This is a genomic window from Sandarakinorhabdus sp. (assembly GCF_051860625.1).
Lineage (GTDB): Bacteria > Pseudomonadota > Alphaproteobacteria > Sphingomonadales > Sphingomonadaceae > Sandarakinorhabdus.
This window is the reverse complement of sequence record NZ_JBHYDQ010000010.1, coordinates 37,205-60,061: the sequence shown is the minus strand read 5'-3', so window position 1 is coordinate 60,061 and position 22,857 is coordinate 37,205. Positions and strand designations below refer to the sequence as shown.

Annotated in this window: 23 protein-coding genes; 17 read left to right on the top strand and 6 right to left on the bottom strand. The window is 66.9% G+C overall.

The features are described 5' to 3' along the window. The first annotated feature begins 54 nt into the window (after positions 1-54). Together ACTIEZ_RS10670 and ACTIEZ_RS10665 are read left to right on the top strand one after the other, a co-directional pair. Complete coding sequence (locus ACTIEZ_RS10670; protein WP_439546658.1) at positions 55-1,050, top strand: 2-hydroxyacid dehydrogenase; 996 nt, start codon at positions 55-57, stop codon at positions 1,048-1,050. Positions 1,051-1,328: 278 nt separating this feature from the next. Next, on the top strand, positions 1,329-2,603 hold the full coding sequence (locus ACTIEZ_RS10665) for an NADH:flavin oxidoreductase/NADH oxidase family protein (RefSeq protein ID WP_439546657.1): 1,275 nt from the start codon (positions 1,329-1,331) through the stop codon (positions 2,601-2,603). Position 2,604: 1 nt separating this feature from the next. Here the strand turns inward: ACTIEZ_RS10665 and cysK are convergent, their stop codons facing one another. Together cysK and ACTIEZ_RS10655 are read right to left on the bottom strand one after the other, a co-directional pair. Beyond that, positions 2,605-3,525, bottom strand: a complete 921-nt coding sequence (gene cysK, locus ACTIEZ_RS10660) for a cysteine synthase A (RefSeq protein ID WP_439546656.1) — start codon at positions 3,523-3,525, stop codon at positions 2,605-2,607. A gap of 81 nt (positions 3,526-3,606) precedes the next feature. Next, positions 3,607-4,857 carry an MFS transporter gene (locus tag ACTIEZ_RS10655; protein ID WP_439546655.1) on the bottom strand — a complete coding sequence of 417 codons (1,251 nt, stop codon included), beginning with the start codon at positions 4,855-4,857 and terminating at the stop codon, positions 3,607-3,609. A 96-nt stretch (positions 4,858-4,953) separates the two neighbouring features. Here ACTIEZ_RS10655 and ACTIEZ_RS10650 point away from each other — a divergent pair, with 96 nt between their 5' ends. The 4 genes from ACTIEZ_RS10650 to ACTIEZ_RS10635 all read left to right on the top strand — a co-directional run bounded on the left by ACTIEZ_RS10650 (position 4,954) and on the right by ACTIEZ_RS10635 (position 6,104). Continuing rightward, on the top strand, positions 4,954-5,277 hold the full coding sequence (locus ACTIEZ_RS10650) for a hypothetical protein (protein ID WP_439546654.1): 324 nt from the start codon (positions 4,954-4,956) through the stop codon (positions 5,275-5,277). A gap of 71 nt (positions 5,278-5,348) precedes the next feature. Further along, positions 5,349-5,744: an antitoxin Xre/MbcA/ParS toxin-binding domain-containing protein gene (locus ACTIEZ_RS10645; protein ID WP_439546653.1), complete on the top strand. Its 396-nt coding sequence runs from the start codon at positions 5,349-5,351 to the stop codon at positions 5,742-5,744. Continuing rightward, entirely contained in the window at positions 5,741-5,935 is a 195-nt protein-coding gene (locus ACTIEZ_RS10640; RefSeq protein WP_439546652.1) for an RES domain-containing protein, read from the top strand. The genes ACTIEZ_RS10645 and ACTIEZ_RS10640 overlap by 4 nt, the downstream gene beginning before the upstream one ends. Continuing rightward, on the top strand, positions 5,898-6,104 hold the full coding sequence (locus ACTIEZ_RS10635; RefSeq protein ID WP_439546651.1) for an RES family NAD+ phosphorylase: 207 nt from the start codon (positions 5,898-5,900) through the stop codon (positions 6,102-6,104). Before ACTIEZ_RS10640 ends, ACTIEZ_RS10635 begins: the two co-directional genes overlap by 38 nt. 62 nt (positions 6,105-6,166) lie before the next feature. On the opposite strand, the gene ACTIEZ_RS10630 is transcribed toward ACTIEZ_RS10635, so the two are convergent. Beyond that, a complete protein-coding gene (locus ACTIEZ_RS10630) occupies positions 6,167-8,515 on the bottom strand; it encodes an ATP-dependent helicase (RefSeq protein WP_439546650.1) in 2,349 nt (782 codons plus the stop codon). A 133-nt stretch (positions 8,516-8,648) separates the two neighbouring features. Here ACTIEZ_RS10630 and ACTIEZ_RS10625 point away from each other — a divergent pair, with 133 nt between their 5' ends. Beyond that, positions 8,649-11,000, top strand: a complete 2,352-nt coding sequence (locus tag ACTIEZ_RS10625; RefSeq protein WP_439546649.1) for a putative bifunctional diguanylate cyclase/phosphodiesterase — start codon at positions 8,649-8,651, stop codon at positions 10,998-11,000. 49 nt (positions 11,001-11,049) lie between these two features. Here ACTIEZ_RS10625 and ACTIEZ_RS10620 read toward each other — a convergent pair whose 3' ends face one another. From ACTIEZ_RS10620 to ACTIEZ_RS10610, 3 genes are all read right to left on the bottom strand, one after another. Continuing rightward, entirely contained in the window at positions 11,050-11,763 is a 714-nt protein-coding gene (locus tag ACTIEZ_RS10620) for a DUF6733 family protein (protein ID WP_439546648.1), read from the bottom strand. A gap of 284 nt (positions 11,764-12,047) precedes the next feature. Further along, positions 12,048-12,944 (bottom strand): NAD(+) diphosphatase, encoded by an 897-nt coding sequence (nudC, locus tag ACTIEZ_RS10615; RefSeq protein WP_439546647.1) that lies wholly within the window; start codon positions 12,942-12,944, stop codon positions 12,048-12,050. Further along, positions 12,941-14,008, bottom strand: coding sequence for an A/G-specific adenine glycosylase (locus ACTIEZ_RS10610; RefSeq protein WP_439546646.1), 1,068 nt, complete (start codon positions 14,006-14,008; stop codon positions 12,941-12,943). Before ACTIEZ_RS10610 ends, nudC begins: the two co-directional genes overlap by 4 nt. Positions 14,009-14,033: 25 nt before the next feature. Between ACTIEZ_RS10610 and ACTIEZ_RS10605 the strand changes: the two genes are divergently transcribed. The 10 genes from ACTIEZ_RS10605 (at position 14,034) to ACTIEZ_RS10560 (ending at position 22,853) form a co-directional block, all read left to right on the top strand. Further along, entirely contained in the window at positions 14,034-14,606 is a 573-nt protein-coding gene (locus ACTIEZ_RS10605) for a DUF721 domain-containing protein (protein WP_439546645.1), read from the top strand. Between the two features lie 117 nt (positions 14,607-14,723). Next, positions 14,724-15,467, top strand: coding sequence for a thioredoxin domain-containing protein (locus ACTIEZ_RS10600; protein WP_439546644.1), 744 nt, complete (start codon positions 14,724-14,726; stop codon positions 15,465-15,467). Continuing rightward, positions 15,467-16,201 (top strand): thioredoxin domain-containing protein, encoded by a 735-nt coding sequence (locus ACTIEZ_RS10595; protein WP_439546643.1) that lies wholly within the window; start codon positions 15,467-15,469, stop codon positions 16,199-16,201. The genes ACTIEZ_RS10600 and ACTIEZ_RS10595 overlap by 1 nt, the downstream gene beginning before the upstream one ends. Positions 16,202-16,205: 4 nt before the next feature. Beyond that, complete coding sequence (locus ACTIEZ_RS10590) at positions 16,206-19,631, top strand: chromosome segregation SMC family protein (RefSeq protein WP_439546642.1); 3,426 nt, start codon at positions 16,206-16,208, stop codon at positions 19,629-19,631. Between the two features lie 144 nt (positions 19,632-19,775). Further along, positions 19,776-20,072, top strand: coding sequence for an AtpZ/AtpI family protein (locus ACTIEZ_RS10585; RefSeq protein ID WP_439546641.1), 297 nt, complete (start codon positions 19,776-19,778; stop codon positions 20,070-20,072). Between the two features lie 18 nt (positions 20,073-20,090). Continuing rightward, the gene (locus ACTIEZ_RS10580; protein ID WP_439546724.1) at positions 20,091-20,819 is read left to right on the top strand and encodes a F0F1 ATP synthase subunit A; all 729 of its coding nucleotides are present in this window, start codon (positions 20,091-20,093) and stop codon (positions 20,817-20,819) included. 33 nt (positions 20,820-20,852) lie between these two features. Beyond that, positions 20,853-21,080: a hypothetical protein gene (locus ACTIEZ_RS10575; RefSeq protein WP_017668976.1), complete on the top strand. Its 228-nt coding sequence runs from the start codon at positions 20,853-20,855 to the stop codon at positions 21,078-21,080. Between the two features lie 66 nt (positions 21,081-21,146). Then, positions 21,147-21,623, top strand: a complete 477-nt coding sequence (locus ACTIEZ_RS10570; RefSeq protein ID WP_439546640.1) for a F0F1 ATP synthase subunit B family protein — start codon at positions 21,147-21,149, stop codon at positions 21,621-21,623. Between the two features lie 9 nt (positions 21,624-21,632). Then, entirely contained in the window at positions 21,633-22,193 is a 561-nt protein-coding gene (locus ACTIEZ_RS10565) for a F0F1 ATP synthase subunit B family protein (RefSeq protein WP_439546639.1), read from the top strand. Positions 22,194-22,337: 144 nt separating this feature from the next. Continuing rightward, positions 22,338-22,853, top strand: a complete 516-nt coding sequence (locus ACTIEZ_RS10560; RefSeq protein WP_439546638.1) for a GNAT family N-acetyltransferase — start codon at positions 22,338-22,340, stop codon at positions 22,851-22,853. The last annotated feature ends 4 nt before the right edge of the window (positions 22,854-22,857 follow it).

The window sequence follows — 22,857 nt, the reverse complement described above, 5'->3', positions numbered from 1 at the left end:
TTGCCGCGCAAGCCTTCGCACGCATCCAGAGCCTTCAGATTTCGGACCGGAACCATGCCGAATACGCCGCGCCCCAAGGTCATCGTCACCCGCCGCCTGCCGCAGGCCGTGGAAACCCGCATGGCCGAATTGTTCGATGTCGAACTGAACCTCACCGATACGCCGTTCAGCCAGGAACAGATGGCCGAGGCCGCGCGGCGCTGCGATGTGCTGGTGCCGACCGTCACCGACACGCTGGATGCTGCGGTGTTTGCGGCTGGCAGCGAGGGTGGCCGCCTGAAACTCTGCGCCAATTTCGGCGTCGGCGTCGATCATCTCGATCTGCACGCGGCGCGCGGCGCCAAGGTGACGGTGACCAACACGCCGGGCGTGCTGACCGACGACACCGCCGACATGGTGATGGCGCTGATCCTGTCCGTCCCGCGCCGGCTGGGCGAGGGCGAGAAGCTGGTGCGCGGCGGCGAATGGCAGGGCTGGGCGCCCACCGGCATGCTCGGCCACCGCATCACCGGCAAGCGGCTGGGCATCATCGGCATGGGCCGCATCGGCAGCGCGGTGGCACGCCGCGCGCGGGCCTTTGGCCTGACCGTGCATTATCACAACCGCACCCGCCTGCCGGCCAGTGCGGAGGCCGAGATGGAAGCGACCTGGTGGGCCGATCTCGATGCCATGCTGGCGCGGGTGGACATCATCACCATCAACTGCCCGCACACGCCCGACACGCATCACCTGATCGACGCGCGCCGTTTCGCGCTGATGCAGAAAAGCGCCTATCTGATCAACGCGGCGCGCGGCGAGATCGTCGATGAAAATGCCCTGTGCGAGGCGCTGGAACGCGGCACGATCGCCGGCGCCGGGCTGGACGTGTTCGAACATGAACCATCGGTCGATCCGCGCCTGCTGGATCTGCCCGGCGTGGTGCTGCTGCCGCACATGGGCAGCGCGACGTTCGAAGGCCGCCAGGCGATGGGCGAGAAAGTGATCACCAACATCCGCGTGTGGATGGATGGGCATCGACCGCCGGATATTGTGCTGGAAGGTTGGGTTTGACCCTTCTGCTCCCCTCCCCTTCAGGGGAGGGGCTGGGGGTGGGGCCACGGCACGAGGACGTAATTTCGCCTGTTGATTGCCGTTGCTCGTTTCCGCAACCACTCTTGGGGCCCCCCCCCCCCCCCCCCCCCCCGGGGGGGGGGGGGGGGGGGGGGCCCCCCCCCCGTGCCACCAAGCGCAGTCCTTCGATGTACATTCCCCACCCCCAACCCCTCCCCTAAAGGGGAGGGGAGCTAAGGTCGCTTGCGCCCACCGCCCCACCACGGCACCCTGCTGCCATGTCCCCCGCACCCTCAGTCGCCACCCCCTTCACCCTCCCAAATGGCCAGCGCCTTGCCAACCGCATCGCCAAGGCGGCGATGACCGAAGGGCTGGCCAGCAAGGACGGCCTGCCATGCGCCGCCCACGAAGCCCTCTACCGCCGCTGGTCGCACGGCGGCTGCGGTCTGCTGCTCACCGGCAATGTCCAGATCGACCGCCAGCATCTTGAACGGCCCGGCAATGTCATCGTCGATGGCCCGCTGTCGCCCGACGCAAAGGCCGCCTGGGCGCGCTGGGCCGCCGCTGCCACCGAGAATGGCACCCAGGCCTGGGTGCAGATCAGCCACGCCGGCCGCCAGACGCAGAAGCAGGTCAATCCGCACCCGAAAGCCCCCAGCGCCGTTGCGCTGGCGCTGCCCGGTGGCCAGTTCGGCACGCCGGTGCCGCTGACGGAACGCGAGACCCTCGACCTGATCGACCGCTTCGCCCACACCGCCACCGTCGCGCGTGAGGCCGGCTTCGGCGGCGTGCAGATCCACGCCGCGCACGGCTATCTGCTCAGCCAGTTCCTGTCGCCGCTCGCCAATGTGCGTACCGATGCCTGGGGCGGCAGCCTGGAAAATCGTGCGCGGTTCCTGCTGGAGACCGTGAAGGCCGTGCGCGCCGCGGTGGGCAATGATTTCACCGTCGCCGTCAAACTCAACAGCGCCGATTTCCAGAAGGGCGGTTTCGCCTTCGACGATTGCCTGACCGTCACCGGCTGGCTGGCAGACCTTGGCGTCGATTGCCTGGAACTGTCGGGCGGCACCTATGAACAGCCGGCGATGATGGACATGGACGGCCTCACCCCACGCGAGGAACCCAAACAAAGCTCCACCCGGGCACGCGAAGCCTATTTCGTCCAACTCGCAAAAGCGCTGCTGGCGGCAAAATCGCCGCCACTGATGGTGACGGGCGGCTTCCGCACCCTGGCCGCCATGGAGGATGCGGTGGCCAGCGGCATCAGCCTGATCGGCGTCGGCCGGCCGCTTTGTGCCGAACCGGCCTGTGTCGCCGATCTTCTGGCCGGCGCCACCGAGGAACTGCCGCGCTTTGAAGAAAATCTGCGCATCGGGCCGGGCTGGCTCGGCCCGAAATCACCCATAAAGCTTATCCGCACCCTCAACGGCTTCGCCGCCCAGGCCTGGTATTATCAGCAACTCCGGCGCGTCGCCGCAGACGGCGCTGCCGTGAAGCTCAACCCGTGGAAAGCCTTTCAGGCCGAGCAGCGCGAAAACAAGGCGCGGGTGTAGTTCAACCGCCCGGCAGGAACTCCGGCACCGACAAATAACGTTCGCCGGTATCGTAATTGAAGCCGAGCACGCGGCTGCCCGCCGGCAATTCCTTCAGCTTGATGGCGATGGCGGCCAGCGTCGCGCCGGACGAAATCCCCACCAGCAAGCCTTCCTCCGCCGCCGAACGCAGCGCCCAGGCCTTGGCGGCGGCGGCTTCCACCTGCACAACGCCATCGAGCAACGGCACATCCAGATTCTTCGGAATGAAGCCCGCGCCGATGCCTTGAATGGGGTGCGGCGCCGGGCTGCCGCCGCTGATCACCGGGCTGGCCGCCGGTTCCACGCCAAAGATCTTCAGCCCCGGCCAACGCGGCTTCAACACGCGCGCCACGCCGCTGATATGGCCGCCGGTGCCGACGCCGGTGATGATCGCATCGATCGGCGTGTCGGCGAAATCGGCAAAGATTTCCTCGGCGGTGGTGCGCACATGCACGTCGATATTGGCGGGGTTTTCAAACTGTTGCGGCATCCAGGCGCCCGGCGTGGTCGCCACGATCTCGGCAGCGCGGGCAATCGCGCCGTTCATGCCCTTTTCGCGCGGGGTCAGATCGAAGGTCGCGCCATAGGCCAGCATCAGCCGCCGCCGCTCGATCGACATCGATTCGGGCATCACCAGGATCAGCTTATAGCCTTTCACGGCTGCCGCCATGGCCAGGCCAATGCCGGTGTTGCCGCTGGTCGGCTCCACGATGATGCCGCCGGGCCGCAACTGGCCATCGGCTTCGGCCGCCTCGATCATCGCCAGGCCGATGCGATCCTTGATGGAGCCGCCGGGGTTGCTGCGTTCGGATTTGATCCACACGTCCGCATCCGGGAACAGCCGCGCCATGCGCACATGCGGCGTGTTGCCGATGGTATCCAGGATCGAATTGGCCTTCATCGCGGGCACCTTCTTGCTTGTTGTCGCAATACCCTAAGCCGCGACACCCGCCGCGCCAACGCTGCAAATCTTGGGGCTTGTTCAGGCCGGCTTGGGCACCGGCACATCGAACCGGTCGGCTTTGCGCAGTTCCGGAAAGCGCCATGCCCACAGCAAGGTCACGATCACCGCGCCGATGCCGCCGGCCACCACCGCCGGCACCGCCCCGATATAGCGTGCCGCCAGCCCGGATTCGAGTTCGCCCAATTCGTTGCTCGCCGAAATGAACAGCCCCGACACGCTCGACACCCGCCCGCGCATGTCGTCGGGCGTGTGGAGCTGGATCAGGCTGCCGCGCACGAACACGCTCATCATGTCGGCGGCACCGAGCACCACCAGCGCCGCGATCGACAGCGGGAAACTGGTGGAAAGGCCAAACACCACGGTGGCCACGCCGAACACCGCCACGCAGGCAAACATCACCGGGCCGACATGGCGCCGCAATGGCCGTGTGGCCAGGATCAGCGCGGTGATCGCCGCCCCCACCGCTGGCGCGGCGCGCAAGGGGCCAAGCCCCTCCACGCCCACCATCAGCACATCGCGCGCATAGACCGGCAGCATCGCCGTTGCCCCGCCGAGCAGCACCGCAAACAGATCGAGGCTGATCGCGCCGAGCACCACCCGGTTGTGGCGCACATAGCTAATCCCCTCCTTCAGGCTGCGCCACGGCGTCAGCACGGAGGGCGGCGGCAGCGGCACCGGCCGGATGATCATCAGGCACACAAAGGTCGCGGAAAACAGCACCGCCGCCACCAGATAGGGCGTCGCCGGCGATACGGCATAAAGATACGCGCCCAACGGCGGACCGATCACCGCGCCGCTCTGCCAACTGATGCTGTTCAGTGCGATGGCCTGCGGCAGCAGCGGCCGCGGCACCAGATTGGGCGCCAGCGCTGCCATCGATGGCCCCTGAAAGGCGCGCGCCACCCCCAGCAGCGCCGCTACCACGAACAGCGCCACCAACGGCACGTCCCCTCGCAGCGCCAGCCCGCCCAACACGGCGGCGCACATGATCTCCAGCGCCACCGCCGCGCGCGCGATGTACCGCCGGTCCATCCGGTCCGCGATCACGCCGACCACCAGCGCCAGGCAAAACAAGGGCAGAAACTGCGCCAGCCCGATCATGCCGAGCAGGAACGCCGCATCATCCCGGCTCATCGTGGCGCGGGCGAGATCATATACCTGCCAGCCGATCACGATCACCAGCATCATACCGGCCACGGTCGCCAGAAACCGCGACACCCAGAAGGCGCGATAATCACGGATTTGCAGCGGAGCGGGGAGCGTGAACACGCTTCGGCATAGAAAGCGAAATGCAAGGCTTCAATGCCAATATGCGCGACGGCGGCGAATTTGAACCGTCCCGGCTTTGTGGTAACCCTGATGGTCATGAACATGCTGCGCCGCCTGCCCGGCTTCGTGTTGCTGATCGCGCTGGCCAGCGTCGGTGTGGCGCTGATGCTGGTGGCCTGGACCGGCTGGGCCGATCGCTTCGGCTGGCCCTGGGCGCTGGTGGCGCTGGTGCTGTCAGCGGCTGGCGGGTTCAACGCCTTTGTCGTCGTCGGCGCGTTTTTCTTCGCCCAGGATTATCTGCACTGGTCGCTGCCCGAAAGCCTGGCGCTGGCTGCGGTCGGGCTGCTGTTCGCCACCCCCGGCATCATGCGCGGCATCACCGCGATCCTCACCGCCGAACGCCTGCCGCCGCGGGGGTAAAGGGCGGGCGGCGCAGCCTTGCATGTGCGCGCAATGTGCATATATTGTGCATGCTATGAAAGGACCACGCCATGGCGACACTTGCCCATCCTGACGCTCATGCGCAGCGCCTGTTGTCCGGCTTTGTTGCCAGTCTTCAGGAACCGCACACGCCGCATATCTCGCCGCGCCGCGTGGCGGATGTGCTCGGCGTCCAGTTCAGCCGTTTGGCCGATATCATCGGCGTCCATCGCAACACCATGCGCAACCCGGCCTCGGAACGGCTGCAGGATCGTTTGCGCGACATGGTACGGGTGATCACCGCCGCGGCCGAACTCACCGGCGATACCGACCGGGCGGTCTATTGGTTCATGAACGAACCCATCGCGACGTTGAGGCGGAGAACTGCCGCCGAACTGGTGGCTGATGGCCACACCGACGCCGTGCTCGTGCATCTGGAGGAGTTGTCGAACGGGGCCACCGGTTGAAGTTGACCCGCCTCCGGCCAAACGCCGTCTTTCACCGCTACCTGACCCCGCGATGGTCGCACGCCCCCCTCAGCGGCGCCGGGGCGGCGCTGCACGGCGGCCGCTTCAATCGGCCCGGCGTGCCGGCGCTCTATCTGTCGCTGGGTCGCGCGTGTGGAGAAACGGATCCCGCCATCCTGGCTGCTCGGTGACGCGGTGATCAGGGCCGGATGTACCGGGCTGCTGTTCCCATCCACCCAACATCCGGGCGGCACGAACCTCGTCGTGTTCGGCAGCAATCTGACCGGTGTCGACAGCCTCGCGGGGCATGATCCGGATGGCAGGTTGCCCATGGACGCGCGTTCGTGGCCGTCGGCGTGAGCCGTAGCGCGGAACTCGCACCACAGGCGTAATTGCGAAATTCTTCTGCCCCCGCTGCCTTCCTACGCCACCACCGACACAAAACTATCCAGCACCCGCTTGCGCCCTGCCGCCGGGAAGTCGATTTCCAGTTTGTTGCCATCCACATGAAACACCACGCCTTCGCCGAACTTGGCGTGGAATACCTTGGTGCCGCGGCGGATCGCAGGCGTGGCGGCGAGTGACACCGCGCTCACCCGCGCTTCGCGCCAGCTTTGCTCGCGTGGTGGGGTGCTGGTGCGCGGGCCGAAATCGCGCCCGCCACCACTTGCGCTGCCAGTGGCCCAGCCGGTCTGGCTCTTGGCGCGGTCCCAGCCTGGCCCGCGCCCAATGCTCCTGTCGCCGCCGCGCTGCACGTCGGCGAATGGGTCGCCGCCTTCCAGCGCCGCGCGCCACAGGCTGGGGCCGCCGGACAGGGTGGATCGCGTCTCGACATGCCCTTCCGGCAATTCGGCGATGAAGCGGCTGGGCAGGGCGGCGGTCCATTGGCCATAGACCTGCCGGTTGGCGGCGTTGATGATGTGGGCGCGTTTGCGGGCGCGGGTGATGCCCACGTACGCCAGCCGGCGTTCCTCCTCCAGCGCGGCAGTGCCGCCTTCGTCCATCGATCGCTGGCTGGGGAACACGCCTTCCTCCCAGCCGGGCAGGAACACCTGGTCGAATTCCAGCCCCTTGGCGGCGTGCAGCGTCATGATGGTGATCTTCTCGCCGTCGGCGGCGCTTTCATTGTCCATCACCAGCGCGACATGTTCGAGGAAGCTGGTCAGCGACGGATAATCGCCCATCGCGCGCACCAGTTCCTTCAGGTTATCGATGCGCCCATCGGCGTCAGTGGATCTTTCGGCCTGCCACATGGCGACATAGCCGGATTCCTCCAGCACCATCTCGGCGAGCTCGGCATGGCCGACATTGCCGGCCTGTTCACGCCAATGCGCCAGATCGGCGAAAAACGCCTTGAGTGTCCGCCGCGCCGCCGGGGTCAGCCCGTCCGCCTCACACAGCGCCAGCGCCGCCCGCGGCAGGGACACATCCATGGCGCGCGCCGCGCCGTGCATCGTCGCCATCGCCTTGTCGCCCAGCCCGCGCTTGGGCAGATTCACGATCCGCTCGAACGCCAATGCATCATCCGGCTGCGCTACCAGCCGCAGATAGGCCAGCGCATCGCGGATTTCGGCGCGCTCATAAAATCGGAAACCGCCAACGATGCGATAGGGCAAGCCGATGGAAATGAAGCGGTCTTCGAACAGGCGCGTCTGGAACTGCGCGCGCACCAATATCGCCATGTCGTTCAACGACACGCCTTCGCGCGCCAGCTTCTCGGCCTCGTCGCCGACCAGCCTTGCCTCTTCGGGCCCGTCCCACACGCTGGTCACCTGCACCTGCTCACCGCTGGCATGGGCGGTGAACAATGCCTTGCCCAGCCGGCCGCGGTTGTTGGCGATCAGCGCGTTGGCGGCGCCCAAAATGTGCGGCGTCGATCGATAATTCTGTTCCAGCCGGATCATCTTCGCGCCGGGGAAATCGCGGTCGAACTGCAGGATATTGCTTACCTCGGCGCCGCGCCAACTATAGATCGACTGATCATCATCGCCCACGCAGGCGATATTGCGGTGCGGGCCGACCAGCGCGGTCAGCCACTGGTGCTGGGCGCTGTTGGTGTCCTGATATTCGTCCACCATCACATAGCGGAACCGCCGCTGCCATTCGGCGAGCACATCGGGCTGCGTGCGAAAGATCGTCAGCATGTGCAGAAGCAGATCGCCGAAATCGCAGGCATTCAGCCCGGCCAGCCGCTGCTGATAGCGCGCATAGAGTTTCGCCCCCTGGCCATCGCCATAGGACAGGCTTTCACCGGCCGGCACCATATCCGGCCCCAGCCCCTTGTTCTTCCAGCGGTCGATCAGGCTGGCGAGCTGCTTGGCCGGCCAACGCTTGTCGTCGATATTGGCTTCGGCAATCACCTGTTTCAGCAGGCGCAACTGATCGTCGGTGTCCAGGATGGTGAAATCCGCCGTCAGGCCCACCAGGCCTGCATTGCGGCGCAGCATCTTGGCCGACAGCGCGTGAAACGTGCCCAGCCACGGCAGGCCTTCGGCCATCGGCCCCAGCAGCAATTCGGTGCGGTGGCGCATCTCCCGCGCCGCCTTGTTGGTGAAGGTGACGGCCAGCACCTGGCTGGGAAATGCCAGCCGGTTGAACAGGATGTGCGCCAGCCGCGCGGTCAGTGCCTTGGTCTTGCCGGTGCCGGCGCCGGCCAGAATCAGCACCGGGCCTTCGGTCGTGGTGACGGCTTCACGCTGCGGCGCATTCAGCCCGGTCAGCCACGGCGGCTCACCAGGCGAGGGGGAATCGGAAGACAAGACAGGCAGCATCCGTGAACAAGTATGGAACAAACGCCCGCCTGCCAAGCCGATTTGCGCGTGGTGCGCCAACAGGACTCAACGGCCTGCAATTATGGCCGTTTCAGCCCTTGCAGCCGAAAGCCGGCCAACGGAGGAGACAGGCATGACCGCAATGCTGAAGCCGCCAGCGCTGTTCGCGCATGATGTCGGCTGGCGGCAGGTGCTGGGTTTTGCCCAGGACGCGGTCGGTTTCTGGGCGGATGTGCGTGGGGTGCAGCTTGAACAGCTGAAACGCCATGTGCCGTTCAACGTGTCGCTGCTGGCGGTCAACATGGTGGCGGTGATCGCCAATTTCGGCAGTGCGGCGCCCTTTGTGGCGCTGGCGCCGTGGCTGGCGGGCATGGCTGGCATGTGCCTGATCTGGACGGTGCGATCGGTTCGCACGCGCCGCGCTGACAAGGCGCCGCCGGCCAGCCGTGCGCGCTTCTGGAAAGTGACCGGCGAGATCACCGCGCTGGCGTTTTTCTGGGCCGGCCTGATCGCCACCTTGCTCCCCGCCTTGCCGGCCAGTGATCAAAGCGTGCTGATGCTGATGTCCCTGTTGTTTCTTGGCGGTGCCGGCCATGCCGCTATGGTGCTGCCGGCTGGCACCATCGCGCTGTGTGCCATCACGGCGGGTGGCCTGGTGTATGCCATCCCGGCCGGCGCGCCGCTCGATCGCCCGCTGGTGTTTCTGGGCATGGCCAGTTTTGCGCTGATCATCATGCGCAGCGCGGTGATGACCACCTACCACACCATGGCGCGGCTGCGCAGTGAAGCCGAATTGTCGGATCAGGGCGAGGTCGTGCGGCTGCTGCTGAATGAATATGAAGCCAATGGGTCGGATTGGCTGCTGGAACTGGATGCAGATGGGCGGCTGACCCACGTGACGACGCGCTTCGCCGATGTGGCGCGGCGCCGGCGCAGCGATCTGCTGGGGCAGCCGCTGCTGGCGCTGCTCGATCCGGCACAGGGCGGTGCCACCATGACGGCGCTGGCCCATGCCATTCGCGCCCGCCAGCCGTTCCGCGATCTGGTGGTGCCGGTGCCGCTGGGGCGCGATCTGCGCTGGTGGGCGCTGTCGGGCACGCCCAAACATGATGCCACCGGCCTGTTCAGTGGGTTTCGCGGCGTCGGCCGTGACGTGACCGACGTGCGCCGCAGCCAGGAACGCATCGCGCAGCTCGCGCGCTTCGATCCGCTCACCGGGCTGGCCAACCGCAGCCTGTTCCGTGAACAGCTTGAGGATGTCGTCGATCGTGCCACCCTGTCGGGCCGGCCGGCGGCGCTGCTGTTCGTCGATCTCGATCGTTTCAAGGCGGTGAATGATGGCTTTGGCCATGCTGCCGGCGATCTGCTGCTGCGCCAGGTTGCGCAGCGGCTGCAGGCGCTGGTGAAGGGGACCGCAACCATCGCGCGGTTGGGCGGTGACGAATTTGCCGTGCTGATTCCCGATGGCGGCGGTGAACGCGCCGAAAAACTGGCGCAGCGCATCGTCAAGGATCTGGCACGCCCCTTCCCGCTGGGCGAGGAAGGCCGCATCGGCGCTGTCGTGGTCGGCGCATCGGTGGGCTGGGCGTTGGCGCCGGACGATGGCAACAGTCCCGAAGCGCTGCTGAAGGCGGCCGATCTGGCGCTGTATCGCATCAAGGAAGGCGGCCGCGGTGCCGCCATGCGCTTTGCCCCCGACATGGCCGAGGCCGCTGCCGAGCGCCGCCGCCTGGAAGGCGAACTGGCGCTGGCGCTGGAACGCGGGCAACTGGCGCTGGCCTTCCAGCCGGTGGTCGATGCGGTCGACGAACGCATCACCGGATTTGAAGCGTTGCTGCGCTGGAATCACCCGGACCTGGGCGCGATTTCGCCGCTGCGCTTCATCCCATTGGCCGAGGATACCGGGCTGATCGTGCCAATCGGTCATTGGGTGATCGACCAGGCCCTGGCCTGGGCGGCGCGCTGGCCCAGCCATATCCGCATCGCGGTCAATCTGTCGGCGATGCAGATGGAGGATCCCGAACTGCCCGGCCGCATATCCCGCGCGCTGCGCCGCCACGGCGTTCCGGCCGAGCGCCTGGAGTTGGAAATCACCGAAAGCCTGTTCCTCGCTGATAAACCGGCTGTGGTCGGCGTGCTGAAACAACTGACGGCACTGGGCATCAATTTCGCGCTGGATGATTTCGGCACCGGCTATTCGGCGCTGGGCACACTGCAAAAGGCCAGCTTCAGCCGCATCAAGATCGATCGCAGCTTCGTTGCGCGCGCCCTGGTGATGGGCGACGAAGCCAGCGCCATCATCCATGCCATCGTCCGCATGGCCGCCAGCCTGGACATGAAGACAACCGCCGAGGGCACCGAAACCCGCGAGGCGTTCGAACTGTGCCGCGATCTGGGCTGCACGCAGGTGCAGGGGTTCCTGTTCGGCAAACCGATGCCGCCCGAAGAAGCGACGGCGCTGGTGACGGGCCTGGTGGCGGCCTGAAACGCAAAAGGGGCGCAACCGATCTGGCTGCGCCCCCGATCCTGCTGCGTCAGAAGCTCATGCCCACGCTCATCTTGTAGAAATCGCCGGTATTATCCTTGTCCAGATCGGCGCCGGCGGTGAAGCGCGCGAAAAAGCCCTTGGGCAGGGTGAACTGCACATAGGCGCCCAGCCATTCATAGACCTTGTTGGCGCGGCCGCCGGGGTTGCGGGTGTTGGACAGCAATTCGTAATGCGGGCCGAACGACACCACGCTCGATGCCTTGTACCCGATGTTCACCCAGGTGTGCAGGAAATCCAACCCACTGGTATTGTTGCGATTGCGCAAGGCCGCATAATAGCCGCCATAATATTCGGCTTCGAACTGGTCGCCGCTGTAATTGATGGTCAGGCTGGGCACGATGCCATCGCCAAAGGCCCCGCCGCGGGCACCGGCCGCACCGCGCGCCCCGCCAGACAGCAACGAACCGCTGGTCAGGCCGATCTGCGGCTTGATGATCAGTTCGTCATTGGGGCGAAAGGCAGCGCCCACCCCGAATTCGGTCCACAGATTGTCGCCGGTGCCGGCGATGCCAAACGCCGGACGCGTCCAGAACGTGCCATAGAAGCTGAAATCGACCTTCTCGTTCACCGGTATCAGCCCGTTGAACGTCGGGTAGAAACCAAAGAAATTATCCTGATTCAGCGCGACCGTATAAGTCGCTTCACGCTTCTCCTGGGCATGTGCAGGCAAAGCCGTTGCAGCAGCCACAGTCATCAACATCGCGCCGGCCACAGCATGGCTAACACGTCCAGCAAAAAAGTTCATCATTGTCCGTTCCCCTACAATGCCATGCCAGGCGAACTCCCAAGGGATCAGCCGCGTTTCTTTGCGAAAGCTGGTTTACACAGTGTCAGTCCCCCTGACACATGCATCAATTCGGCGTGATCTATTGAAATATGTGGATTGTTACAAAGCTGAAACATACGTCGATTGCCCCACCGCTCACGGTGCGGCAGGTCGGCAAGACAAAATGTCGCTATCGGGCGCCCGTCAGCGCCTTGGCGTCAGCCCTCGACCCATGATTTCAGCAATGTATGCGCGATCGCCATCGGCGGCGGCGCCAGAAAATCGCCGTCCCCGGCCAGTGCGGCGCGCACTTCGTCCCTGGTCACCCAGCGCACCTCCTCCAGCTCGTCCTGGTCCAGCCGCACCTCGAACCCGTCGCTTTCGGCAAAGGCCGCGATCATCAGGCTGGAGGGGAATGGCCACGGCTGGCTGGCGAGATATTGCACGCGGCCGCAGGTGATCCCGGCCTCCTCCCACAATTCGCGCCGCACCGCTTCTTCCAGGCTCTCGCCCGGCTCGACGAAGCCGGCCAGCGCCGACAGGAAGCGTTTGGGAAAGCGTGGCTGCCGCCCGATCAGCGCATGATCGTCTTTCACCGCCAGCATGATCACCACCGGATCGACGCGCGGAAAATGCTCGGCCTTGCAGGCGCCGCAACTGCGCGCATAGCCGGCCTTGATCAGCGTGGTCGGCGCGCCGCACACCGCGCAATAGCCGTGGCGCTGGTGCCAATCCAGCATCGATCGCGCCTGCGCCACGATCGCCGCTTCATGCGCCGGCAGCAGCGACCCGGCGGCGCGGGCATCCAGCAATTGCCCGCCGAAATCCGCCACCAGTTCCTCGCTGGGCGCCACGGCGGCAAAGCGCGGGGCATCCCCATCCATCCCCAGAAACACCGACAGCGCATCATGCGGCACATCGGACCGGTACGCCCACAACAACGATGGCGTGTCGCCCGGCCGCACCACGGGGTTCAGCCGGTCCATCACCAGCCAGCGCGCATCGGATCGTCCGCGCAAGCCAATCACCGCGGCCGGATCGCGGCGCACCTCGTCGGCGCGGTCCAGCCGATTGCCGGTGAAGCCGGTCGCCGGCACATCAAGGAATATCGTCATGCCGCCAGTTCCCCCCTGATTGCGGTTTGCCCCAGCGCCGCCGCCTTGGCAAACAGCGTCGGCAGCCCGGCGCTGGCAATTTCGGCCACCGGCACCCAATCGGCGCCAGCAATCGCCGGCTGCAGCAATGAGCGCTCGGGCAGCCATAGCGCCTGTACCCGCAACTCCAGCTCGAAATGGGTGAAGCCATGCTGCACCGCGCCGAGCAGCCGCCAGTCACCCGGCAGCGGTGGCTGCGCACCCAAACCCTTCCAGTCACAGCTCGGCAACGCCCGCATCCCGCCCAGCAAGCCCTTCGCCGGCCGCTGCACGGTCAGCACATGCTTATCCACCTCGATCCACCACGCCGTCCCCTGCCGCGTTGGCCGTGCGCGCTTCGCCGGCTTCACCGGAAAATCTTCCGCATTGCCCGCGCTGCGCGCCGCACACGCCGCCGCAATCGGGCACAGCAGGCACTGGGGATTGCGCGGCGTGCACACGCGCCGCGCCAGATCCATCATCGCTTGCGCGAAATCCCCGGCTTGGGCCACCGGCAGCACTGCGCCCAGGGCATCGCGAATCGCGCCGCGCGCCGCGGGCAGGGGGGTGACGATGCCGAACAGCCGCGTCGTCAACCGCTCGATATTGCCATCGATCACCACGGCGTCGCGGCCAAAGCCGAACGCCGCCACCGCCGCCGCCGTGTAATCGCCGATGCCGGGCAGGGCGCGCAATTCGGCCTCCGTGCCCGGAAAGCGCCCGCCATGCTGCGCCACCACGGCGCGCGCGCAGGCCAGCAGATTGCGCGCCCGCGCATAATAGCCGAGCCCCGCCCAGGCTTGCATCACCTGTGCATCATCCGCCGCCGCCAACGCCGCAACATTGGGCCAGCGCGCCGTGAAGGCGCGGAAATAGGGCGTTACCGCCTCAACGGTTGTCTGCTGCAGCATCACCTCCGACAACCAGACGCGATACGGCCAATCCGCAGCATCCGGCAGCGCCGCGCCGGGCGGATTGCGCCACGGCAGCACCCGCGCATGGGCGCGATACCAGTCGATCAACAGGAGGGGCCAGCTATCCGTCACGCAGCGTCTATGGCATGGACGCGCGATGCCGGAAACGCCCCCCAAACCCGCCAATAAGCCGCGTGCAAAAGCCGCCGAGTCGGCCCTCTCGGCGGCAAAACCCAGGTCTGCGCCTCCGGCGCGGGCCAACCGCGCGCGCGCCATTGCCGATCTGGTCAGTGATGTCGGCGGCCAGGCCTTCAAGCGCTTCGGCTTCACCCAGCGCGCGCTCGTCGATCGCTGGACCGAAATCGTCGGCGAGCAATATGCCCGCCACTGCCGCCCGCTGCGGCTGAAATTTCCCGTCGGCAAGAAGGAAGGCGGCACCCTGGCCATCGCCGCCACCGGCGCACTCGCCCCGATGCTGCGCCATGTCGAACCGCAGATCATCGAACGCGCCAACCGCATCCTGGGCTATGGCGCTGTCGCCCGCATCGTGCTGGAACAGGCCGCCGGCGCCATGACCGCGGCGCCGCAACCGCTCCCCGGCCCGGCGCCACCGCTTGCCGACGCCACCCGCTCCACCCTGCGCGACATCGCCGATCCCGAATTGCGCGCGACGCTGCAATCGCTCGCGGAAGCACTGGCGCAGAGCAGCGGGCCACCCAAGATACGCTAACTGCTGTCCTTGTTTCAACATGACTCGCTCTGGTTGTTGGCGCACCCATGCCACCCCGAAACAGCCCAGCCCCAGGGGGGGCTTTGCGCTCCCTCCGCACCGCGCTAAACAGGGGGGATGTACCGCCGCGCCCTTTCCATCATCGCTGCCGCCCTGTCTGCAACAATGTTGCTGGCCAGTCCGCTGTTCGCGCAGCCCAGGCCGCCCGCCCGCCCCGCCGCTTCGCCGGCATGGGAGACACGCATCGCCCTCACCCCGCAAGGCGGCGTGCTGCTCGGCAATCCCGCTGCCGCGGTGAAGATCGTGGAATTTGGCAGCCTCACCTGCCCGCATTGCAAGGCGTTTCACGAAACCGGCCTGCCGGTCATCAAGGCCAAATATCTCGCCACAGGCCGCGTAAGTTACGAATATCGCCCGTTCAGCCTGAACGGTATCGATCTGATGGCTGGCCTCGTCATGCAGTGCCTGCCGGCCGGTCAGGCCTGGGGCTTCGTCAACCGCACCTATGCCCGCCAGGCTGAGCTCGTGCAGCCATTCCAGGCGATCACGCCGGCCGATCAGGCCAGCATCGCCGGCCTGCCGCAGGATGCGCAAGGTCCGCGCATGGCCGAGCTTGGCAAATTGCCGGAATTTGCCGCCGCCGCCGGCGTGCCGCGCGCCCGCTATGATGCCTGCATCGCTGCCAAGCCGGGCATGGACAAGCTGCTGGCCATCCGCAAGGACGCCGTCGAAACCCACAGTCTCGCCGGCACACCCAGCTTCCTGATCAACGGCAAGATGCAGACCGACGTGTTCGACTGGGCGGCGCTCGAGCCGTTGCTCGCCACCGCTGTGAAATCTGCCACCACAAGGACCAATTGATGCGCCACCTCATCCTGCTTGCCGCGCTGCCGCTCGCACTCACCGCCTGCAACGACAGCAAACCGGCCGCGAGCGACCCCAACGCCCCGCTGCCCACCGCCATTTCCGCGCCGGCTGGCCAGGCTTGGGAAGAAACCATCGTCGCCACGCCCGAAGGCGGTTTCCGCATGGGCAACCCCGACGCCAAGGTGAAGCTGGTGGAATTCGCGTCGCTCACCTGCCCGCACTGCCGCGAATTCCACGAGGCTGCGGCCGCGACCATCAAGAACAAATATGTCGCCAGCGGCAACGTGAGTTATGAATATCGCAACTTCGTGCTCAACGGCCCGGATTTCGCTGCCACCGTGCTGGCGCGCTGCCAGGGGCCGAGCGCCTTTTTCGGCCTGCTCGATGCCTTTTACGCCGATCAAATGGGCTGGACCGAACCGTTCGGCAAGATCAGCAAGGCCGATCAGGAGATGCTTGGCAAGCTGCCCGAAGATCAGGCGGTGGCCCGCATGGCCGAGCTGGGCGGGCTGGCCGATTATGTGAAACTGCGCGGCATTCCGCGCGCCAAGTTCGATCAGTGCCTCAGCGACCCGGCGCAGGCCAAGGCGGTGAATGATCTGCGCAACCAGGCGGTGAACGAATATAAGCTGACCGGCACGCCCAGCTTCATCATCAACGGCACCGTGCAGGAAGGCGTGTTCGCCTGGCCCGATCTGGAAGCCAAGTTGCAGACCGCGCTGCGGTAATCGCTTGGAATTTCGGCGCCTTCGCCTTGCCGGCTTCAAGTCGTTCGTCGAACCGGTTGATCTGTTGATCGAGCCGGGGCTGACCGGGGTTGTCGGTCCCAACGGCTGCGGCAAATCCAATCTGCTCGAAGCCTTGCGCTGGGTGATGGGCGAAGCCAGCCCCAAGTCCATGCGATCGGGCGGCATGGACGATGTGATCTTCGCCGGCACTGCCGCGCGCCCGGCCCGCGAATTTGCCAGCGTGACGCTGCAACTGGCCGGCAGCGCCGGCGAGGAAGTGGAAGTGCTGCGCCGGATCGAACGCGGGGCCGGGTCCGATTACCGGCTGAACGGGCGCGATGCGCGTGCCCAGGATGTGCGGCTGTTGTTTGCCGATTCGGCCACCGGCGCGCACAGCCCCGCCATCGTCGGCCAGGGCCGCATCAGCGCCATCATCGCCGCCAAGCCGGCCGAACGCCGCCAGTTGCTGGAGGAAGCCGCCGGCATCGCGGGCCTGGCCGTGCGCCGCCGCGAAGCCGAGATTCGCCTGCGCGCCGCCGAAGCCAATGTGCTGCGGCTGGACGATGTGATCCGGGGCCTGGAAACCCAGGCCAATACGCTGCGTCGCCAGGCCCGCACCGCCGAGCGTTATCGCAGCCTGTCGGATCGCATCCGCCACGGCGAGGCGATGCTGATCCACGCGCGCTGGCACGGCGCAGTGGCCGCGAGCGAGCAGGCACGCACTGCGGCGGTGGCGGCCGAAACGCTGGCGGCGGAAAAGACCAGGCTGGCGGCGGCACTTTCCGCCGAAGCCATCGACGCCAGCGCTGCGCTGCCGGCGCTGCGCCAGGCCGAAGCCGAAGCCGCCGCCACCGTACAGGCGCTGCGCCAGCGCCGCGCCCTGCTGGAGGCTGAAGCCCAGGAAATCGCCCGCCGCGAAACCGCGCTGGCCGCCGCGCTGGCCAGCATCGATCGCGATGCACTGCGTGAGGCGGCCTTGGCCGATGATGCCGCCGCGGCCCAGGCGCGGTTGGCCGCCGAAGCTGCCGCGCTGGCGGAACGGCTGGCCGAACTGGCAGCGGCGCGGCCCAGCGTCGAAGCGCAAGCTGCCGCGGCCAAGGCAGCGGCAACCGCCGCCGAATCTGCGCTGGCCGAAGCCATGGCCGCCCACGCTGCGGCCGCCGGTGCAGTGCGCGCCGCCGCCGATGCGGCCACTGCTGCTGCCGCTCGCGCCGCCCGCGCGCGTAACGAAGCCGCCGATCTCGCCCAGCGCCTTGCCCGGCTGGCGCCCGCGCCCGATCTGGCGCCCTTGCAGGCCGCCGTCGCCGCGACCGCCGCCGATGTTGCGGCCTGCGAAACCGGTGTCGCCGAAGCCGAAAGCGCCCGCCCGGCCGCAGAGACGACCCGCGCCGAAGCCGCCGCCGCCGTTTCCGCTGCCCGCGCCACCCTGGCCGGGCTGGAGGCCGAAGCCCAGGCGCTGGCCCGGCGACTCGCTGCCGACTCCAGCAAAGGCCCGCGCGTCGCCGACCGGCTGATTCCGGCCGCCGGTTATGAGGCCGCGCTCGCTGCCGCGCTGGGCGAAGATATGGAGGCTGGCCCGGCCGAATCAGCCAGCCCGCGCCGCTGGGCTGGCGCCGCACCGGCAAAGGACGATCCGGCGCTGCCCGCCGGTTGCGTGCCGCTGGCCCCCCAGGTGCAGGCCCCGCCCGAACTCGCCCGCCGTCTGGCGCAGATCGGCGTGATCGATGGTCCGCCATCGCCCGAACTGCTCGCGGCGCTGCGCCCCGGCCAACGCCTGGTCAGCCGCAGCGGGCAACTCTGGCGCTGGGATGGGCTGGTGGATGGGGCCAACGGTTCTGGGGCCCGCACCGATGCCGCCGCCGCCCGCCTGCGCGCCCGCCGCCGCGCCGCCGAGCTTGAGGCCGAACGCAGCGCCGCCGCCGCCGCCGTCGAAACCGCCGCCGCCAGCCAGCGCACCGCCGACGCCGTAAGCGCCGCTGCTGCTGCCGCCGAACGCACCGCAAGACAGGCGCGCGACGCAGCCGCCCGTGCTCTGGCTGAAGCCCGCGCCAAACTTGCTGCCGCGCAAACCGCTGCTGCCCGCGCCGCCGGCGAATCCGCGACTCTGCACAGCGCCGCCACCCGCGCCGCGGCTGATGCGGAGCGGTTCGCGGCCGAATCCGCTGCTGCCGCGGCTGCGGTGCCCGCTTCGGATATTGTGGCCCAGCTTGCTCAGACGGTGGCCCAGGCCCGCGCCACGAATGACCGCGCACGGGACAGATTGGCCCAGGTTGCGGCCATGCTTTCCGCGCAGGATCGCGATGCCGATGCCGCCGCACGCCGCCGCCAGGCGCTTGCCGGCGAACAGGCCGATTGGCAGCGCCGGTTGGCGGCCAGCGCCGGCCAGCGCGATGAACTGGCCCGCCGCCGCACGGATGCACAAGAGGAACAGGCCGGGCTCGCCGCCCGCAGCCGCGCCATTGCCGCCGATCTGGCCGGCCTTGCCGACCGCACCATGGCGGCAGACACCGCCCGCGCCGCCGCCGCCGACACGCTGGCCAGCGCCGAAAATGCCATGAACAGCATCACGTCGCGGTTGCGCACTGCGGACGCCGAAACCGCCGAAGCGCGCGAGCTGCGCGCCACGCTGCGTGCCGAAGCCGAACATCAGGACACCGCCCGCACCGATATCGAACGGCTGTGCGGCGACCGTTTCCAATGCCCGCCGCCGCTGCTGCCCGGCCGCTTCGGCTTTGCCGTCGAACCCGGCGATCCCGCTGCCCTCGCCGAAGCCCTCGACACCCTGACCGCCGAACGTGAACGCCTCGGCCCGGTCAATCTGCGTGCCGATATCGAGCTCAAGGAGCTGGAAGAGCAGGCAAAGCTGACCGCCAGCGAGAAAGCTGAACTCGATACCGCCATCGCCCGCCTGCGCGGCTCGATCGGCAGCCTCAATCGCGAGGGCCGGCAGCGGTTGCAGGCCGCCTTTGAAGCGGTGGACGCGCATTTCCGCACCCTGTTCAGCGATCTGTTCGGCGGCGGTGAGGCGCGGCTGGCGCTGATCGAATCCGACGATCCGCTGGAGGCCGGCCTCGAAATCATGGCGCAACCCCCCGGAAAACGCCTGCAATCGCTCACCCTCTTGTCTGGCGGTGAACAGGCGTTGACGGCCACGGCGCTGATCTTCGCGCTGTTCCTCGCCAATCCGGCGCCGATCTGTGTGCTCGATGAAGTCGATGCGCCGCTTGACGATGCCAATGTCGAACGTTTTTGCGATCTGCTCGACCGCATGGCGACGCAAACGGCCACGCGATTCCTGATTGTCACCCACAATGCCGTCACCATGAGCCGCATGCACCGGCTGTTCGGCGTGACCATGGCCGAACCGGGGGTCAGCCAGCTCGTCAGCGTCGATCTGCAAACTGCCGAGAAACTGGTCGCAGCGGTATGATCCGGGCCCAAGTGTGCAGTGCAGCATGGTTGACACCCATGGCCTGCCCCTCTAGGACGCGCGCCAAGTCTTGACGGCAATGCCGGCGGGGCCGCCTGTCATATCCGGCAGGCGAAAACAGGTTTGACGACAGGGATTTTCACCTTGGCCGACCAACCAGCCGACGGGGACAGCCTCGCGCGCCGCATCGCTGCGGCACGGGCGGCAGAATCGAACGCGAAGGACGGTGCAAAGGCGAACGAAAACAGCGGGTTTCAGGCGGCATCCGAATTCATCGGTGCCATGCTGGCCGGCGGTTTCATCGGCTGGTTCATCGACCGGCAGGTGGGTACGGGCCCCTGGGGGCTGATCCTGATGCTGTTGCTGGGCTTTGCGACCGGGCTTTACCAGTCGTTGCGCCGGCAGCGAAAATTTGAAGACCGGGAACGGGATAAGGACTGAACGGCCGTGGCCAATCCGATGGAACAGTTCAAGATCGAAACGATCGCTCCCCTCGCGGTGGGCGGGGTTGATCTGTCGTTCACCAACTCGTCGCTGTGGATGCTGATCGCCCTGATCTCGGTGGCGGCGTTCCTGTTCATCGGTACCGCGCGCCCGCAACTGGTGCCGGGTCGCATGCAGGCGGCGGTTGAGTTGATGTATGATTTCATCCGCGACATGCTGCGTGAAAATGTCGGCAAGGATGGCTTGCGCTACGCCCCGCTGATCTTCGCGCTGTTTGTGTTCGTGCTGGCGTGCAACCTGCTCGGCATGGTGCCGTTCGTGCACAGCTTCACGCCGACCAGCCATATCGCCGTGACCTTTGCGCTGGCGATGATCGTCTTCATCCTGGTGGTGATCGTCGGTTTTGCCCGCCATGGCCTGCATTTCTTCAGCCTGTTCCTGCCCGAAGGCACGCCGCTGTTCGTGGCGCCGCTGGTGGCCGCGATCGAATTTCTGTCCTTCCTGTCGCGCCCCTTCACGCTCGCCATCCGGTTGTTCGCCAACATGACCGCCGGTCACGTGCTGATGAAGGTGTTCGGCGGTTTTGTCGTGTCGCTGGGCGCGGTCAACATCGGGCTGGGCATCATTCCGCTGGGCGTCAATGTCGCGCTCACCGCGCTGGAACTGCTGATTGCCGTGGTGCAGGCCTATGTGTTTGCGTTGCTCGCCAGCATCTATCTGAACGACGCCGTCAACCTTCACTAAAACTTTCAACCGCTTACAATCAAAGGACGAACGATGGAAACTGTTGCTGCTTACAAGCTGATCGGTGCTGGTCTTGCTGCCATGGGCGCTGGCTTCGCCGCCATCGGCGTCGGCATCATCTTCGGCATGTTCCTGCAGGGTGCGCTGCGCAACCCGGCCGCTGCCGACAAGCTGGGCGCCCGCCTGATCTTCGGCTTCGCCGTGACCGAAGCCCTGGGCCTGATCGCCGCCGTCGTCGCGCTGGCGCTGGCCTTCGGTTGAGCCTTGATGCAGCGCCCGGCCTGTCGCCGGGCGCTGACTTGATGCGCTTTTTCCTGGGGAACGCACGTGCCACAGTTTGATCCCAGCAGTTTTGCGTCGCAACTGTTCTGGTTCGGCCTGATCTTTGCCCTGCTGTATTTTGCAGTGGTGAAGCCCACCTTGCCCAAGTTGGGCAAGGTGATCGACGCGCGTGACACCCAGGTGGCCAGCGATCTCGATCGGGCCGAAGCCGCCAAGGGCCAGGCCGATTCCGTCCGCACCGCCTATGACGAGAGCATCAAGGCCGCACAGGCAGCGGCGCAGGCCGAAGTGGCTGCGGCACGCGACACCGCAGCAAATGCTGCCGACGTGCGGCTGAAGGCGCTGGCAGCCCAGCTTGATGCCGATGCCGATGCAGCGGCGGCGCGGCTCGAAACCGCGCGCGCCGCTGCCCGTGCCAGCCTGGAAGCCACGGTTGCCGATCTGACCGGTGATGCGGTAGCCCGCCTGACCGGCATTGCCGTGACGCCCGCCGACGTGGCGGCGGCGTTGGCGGCCCGTTGAGGAACGGACATGATGGAAGCCGCCGAAACCACTGCTGAGACTCTGGCCAACGGTGAGGAACCGCACGCGGAGGCTACTCTGCTTGGCCTCGATGCCGAAGGCTGGGTTTACACCGGTGTCGCCATCTTCATCGTGCTGGCCGTGGTGCTCGGCAAGGTGCCCGCCCGCATTGCCAGCGCGCTGGATGGCCATATCGCTGGCGTGCGCAAGCAACTGGACGAAGCCGCAGCCCTGCGTGCCGAAGCCGAGGTGCTGCTGGCCGATGCCAAGGCACGCCAGGCCGCGGCGGTGGCCGATGCCGCGGCGATCCGCGCCCGCGCCGAAACCGAAGCAGCAGATCTGGTTGCCGCCAGCCAGGCTGCCGCCAGCGATGCGATCACCCGGCGGACCGCGGCTGCCGAAGCGCGTATCGCCGCTGCCGAACGCGCCGCTGCAGCCGATCTGAAGGCGGAGGTTGCCGCCCAGGTGACGCGTGCTGCCGCCACGATCATTGCGGCCCGCAGCGATTCCGATCTGAAGACCCGGCTGACCGAAGAGGCCATTGCCGGTCTCGATCGCCGCCTGCACTGATCAGCATCCATTGCACAATTACGAGGCGGCTGATATGCAGCCGCGCATGATCACTCTGTTGCGACACGACCGACGAATCTGACACTGCGCCGCGTTTGGTGCAGTGCCCTTTTGCGTTGTCCTGCCAACAGAAAGATTTCCCCATTGATCGATATCCTGCCGCTCGGCGCCGAGCATCTTGCTGTCATTGAAACGCTGCTGGATCAGCGCTTTGGCCCGGCACGTCGCAACCGCACCGCTTATCGGCTGCGCGACGGCACCGATCTGCTGTCGCAATTTTCCTTTGTGGCGGCAGACGGCGACGCGCTGGTCGGCAGCGTTCAATGCTGGCCAATCCAGGTACGCGGTGCCAATGGCCGCATCCGGCCGTTGATCCTGCTGGGGCCGGTCGCGGTTGCCGCCAGTCATGAGGGCCAGGGCATTGCCTCGGCACTGATGCGGGCCAGCCTGGCGGCCATTGATGCAGCCGGCGCACCGCCGGTGCTGCTGATCGGCGATGCGCCCTTTTATGGCCGCTTTGGCTTTACGGCGGACGCAACGCGGGAATGGCACCTGCCGGGGCCGGTCGATCAGGCCCGCCTGCTGCTGCGCGGTGCGACCATAGGCCTGTCGCGCCTGGCGTGGGTGGAAGCCGAAACGCGCGACGTCAAGGTTGCCTGATCCC

Coding starts and splice junctions, on each gene's coding strand:
- ACTIEZ_RS10670 (WP_439546658.1), top strand. CDS start 55: ATGCCGAATACGCCGCGCCCCAAGGTCATCGTCACCCGCCGCCTGCCG.
- ACTIEZ_RS10665 (WP_439546657.1), top strand. CDS start 1,329: ATGTCCCCCGCACCCTCAGTCGCCACCCCCTTCACCCTCCCAAATGGC.
- cysK (WP_439546656.1), bottom strand. CDS start 3,525: ATGAAGGCCAATTCGATCCTGGATACCATCGGCAACACGCCGCATGTG.
- ACTIEZ_RS10650 (WP_439546654.1), top strand. CDS start 4,954: ATGAACATGCTGCGCCGCCTGCCCGGCTTCGTGTTGCTGATCGCGCTG.
- ACTIEZ_RS10645 (WP_439546653.1), top strand. CDS start 5,349: ATGGCGACACTTGCCCATCCTGACGCTCATGCGCAGCGCCTGTTGTCC.
- ACTIEZ_RS10630 (WP_439546650.1), bottom strand. CDS start 8,515: ATGCTGCCTGTCTTGTCTTCCGATTCCCCCTCGCCTGGTGAGCCGCCG.
- ACTIEZ_RS10625 (WP_439546649.1), top strand. CDS start 8,649: ATGACCGCAATGCTGAAGCCGCCAGCGCTGTTCGCGCATGATGTCGGC.
- ACTIEZ_RS10620 (WP_439546648.1), bottom strand. CDS start 11,763: ATGTTGATGACTGTGGCTGCTGCAACGGCTTTGCCTGCACATGCCCAG.
- nudC (WP_439546647.1), bottom strand. CDS start 12,944: ATGACGATATTCCTTGATGTGCCGGCGACCGGCTTCACCGGCAATCGG.
- ACTIEZ_RS10605 (WP_439546645.1), top strand. CDS start 14,034: ATGCCGGAAACGCCCCCCAAACCCGCCAATAAGCCGCGTGCAAAAGCC.
- ACTIEZ_RS10600 (WP_439546644.1), top strand. CDS start 14,724: ATGTACCGCCGCGCCCTTTCCATCATCGCTGCCGCCCTGTCTGCAACA.
- ACTIEZ_RS10595 (WP_439546643.1), top strand. CDS start 15,467: ATGCGCCACCTCATCCTGCTTGCCGCGCTGCCGCTCGCACTCACCGCC.
- ACTIEZ_RS10580 (WP_439546724.1), top strand. CDS start 20,091: ATGGAACAGTTCAAGATCGAAACGATCGCTCCCCTCGCGGTGGGCGGG.
- ACTIEZ_RS10575 (WP_017668976.1), top strand. CDS start 20,853: ATGGAAACTGTTGCTGCTTACAAGCTGATCGGTGCTGGTCTTGCTGCC.
- ACTIEZ_RS10565 (WP_439546639.1), top strand. CDS start 21,633: ATGATGGAAGCCGCCGAAACCACTGCTGAGACTCTGGCCAACGGTGAG.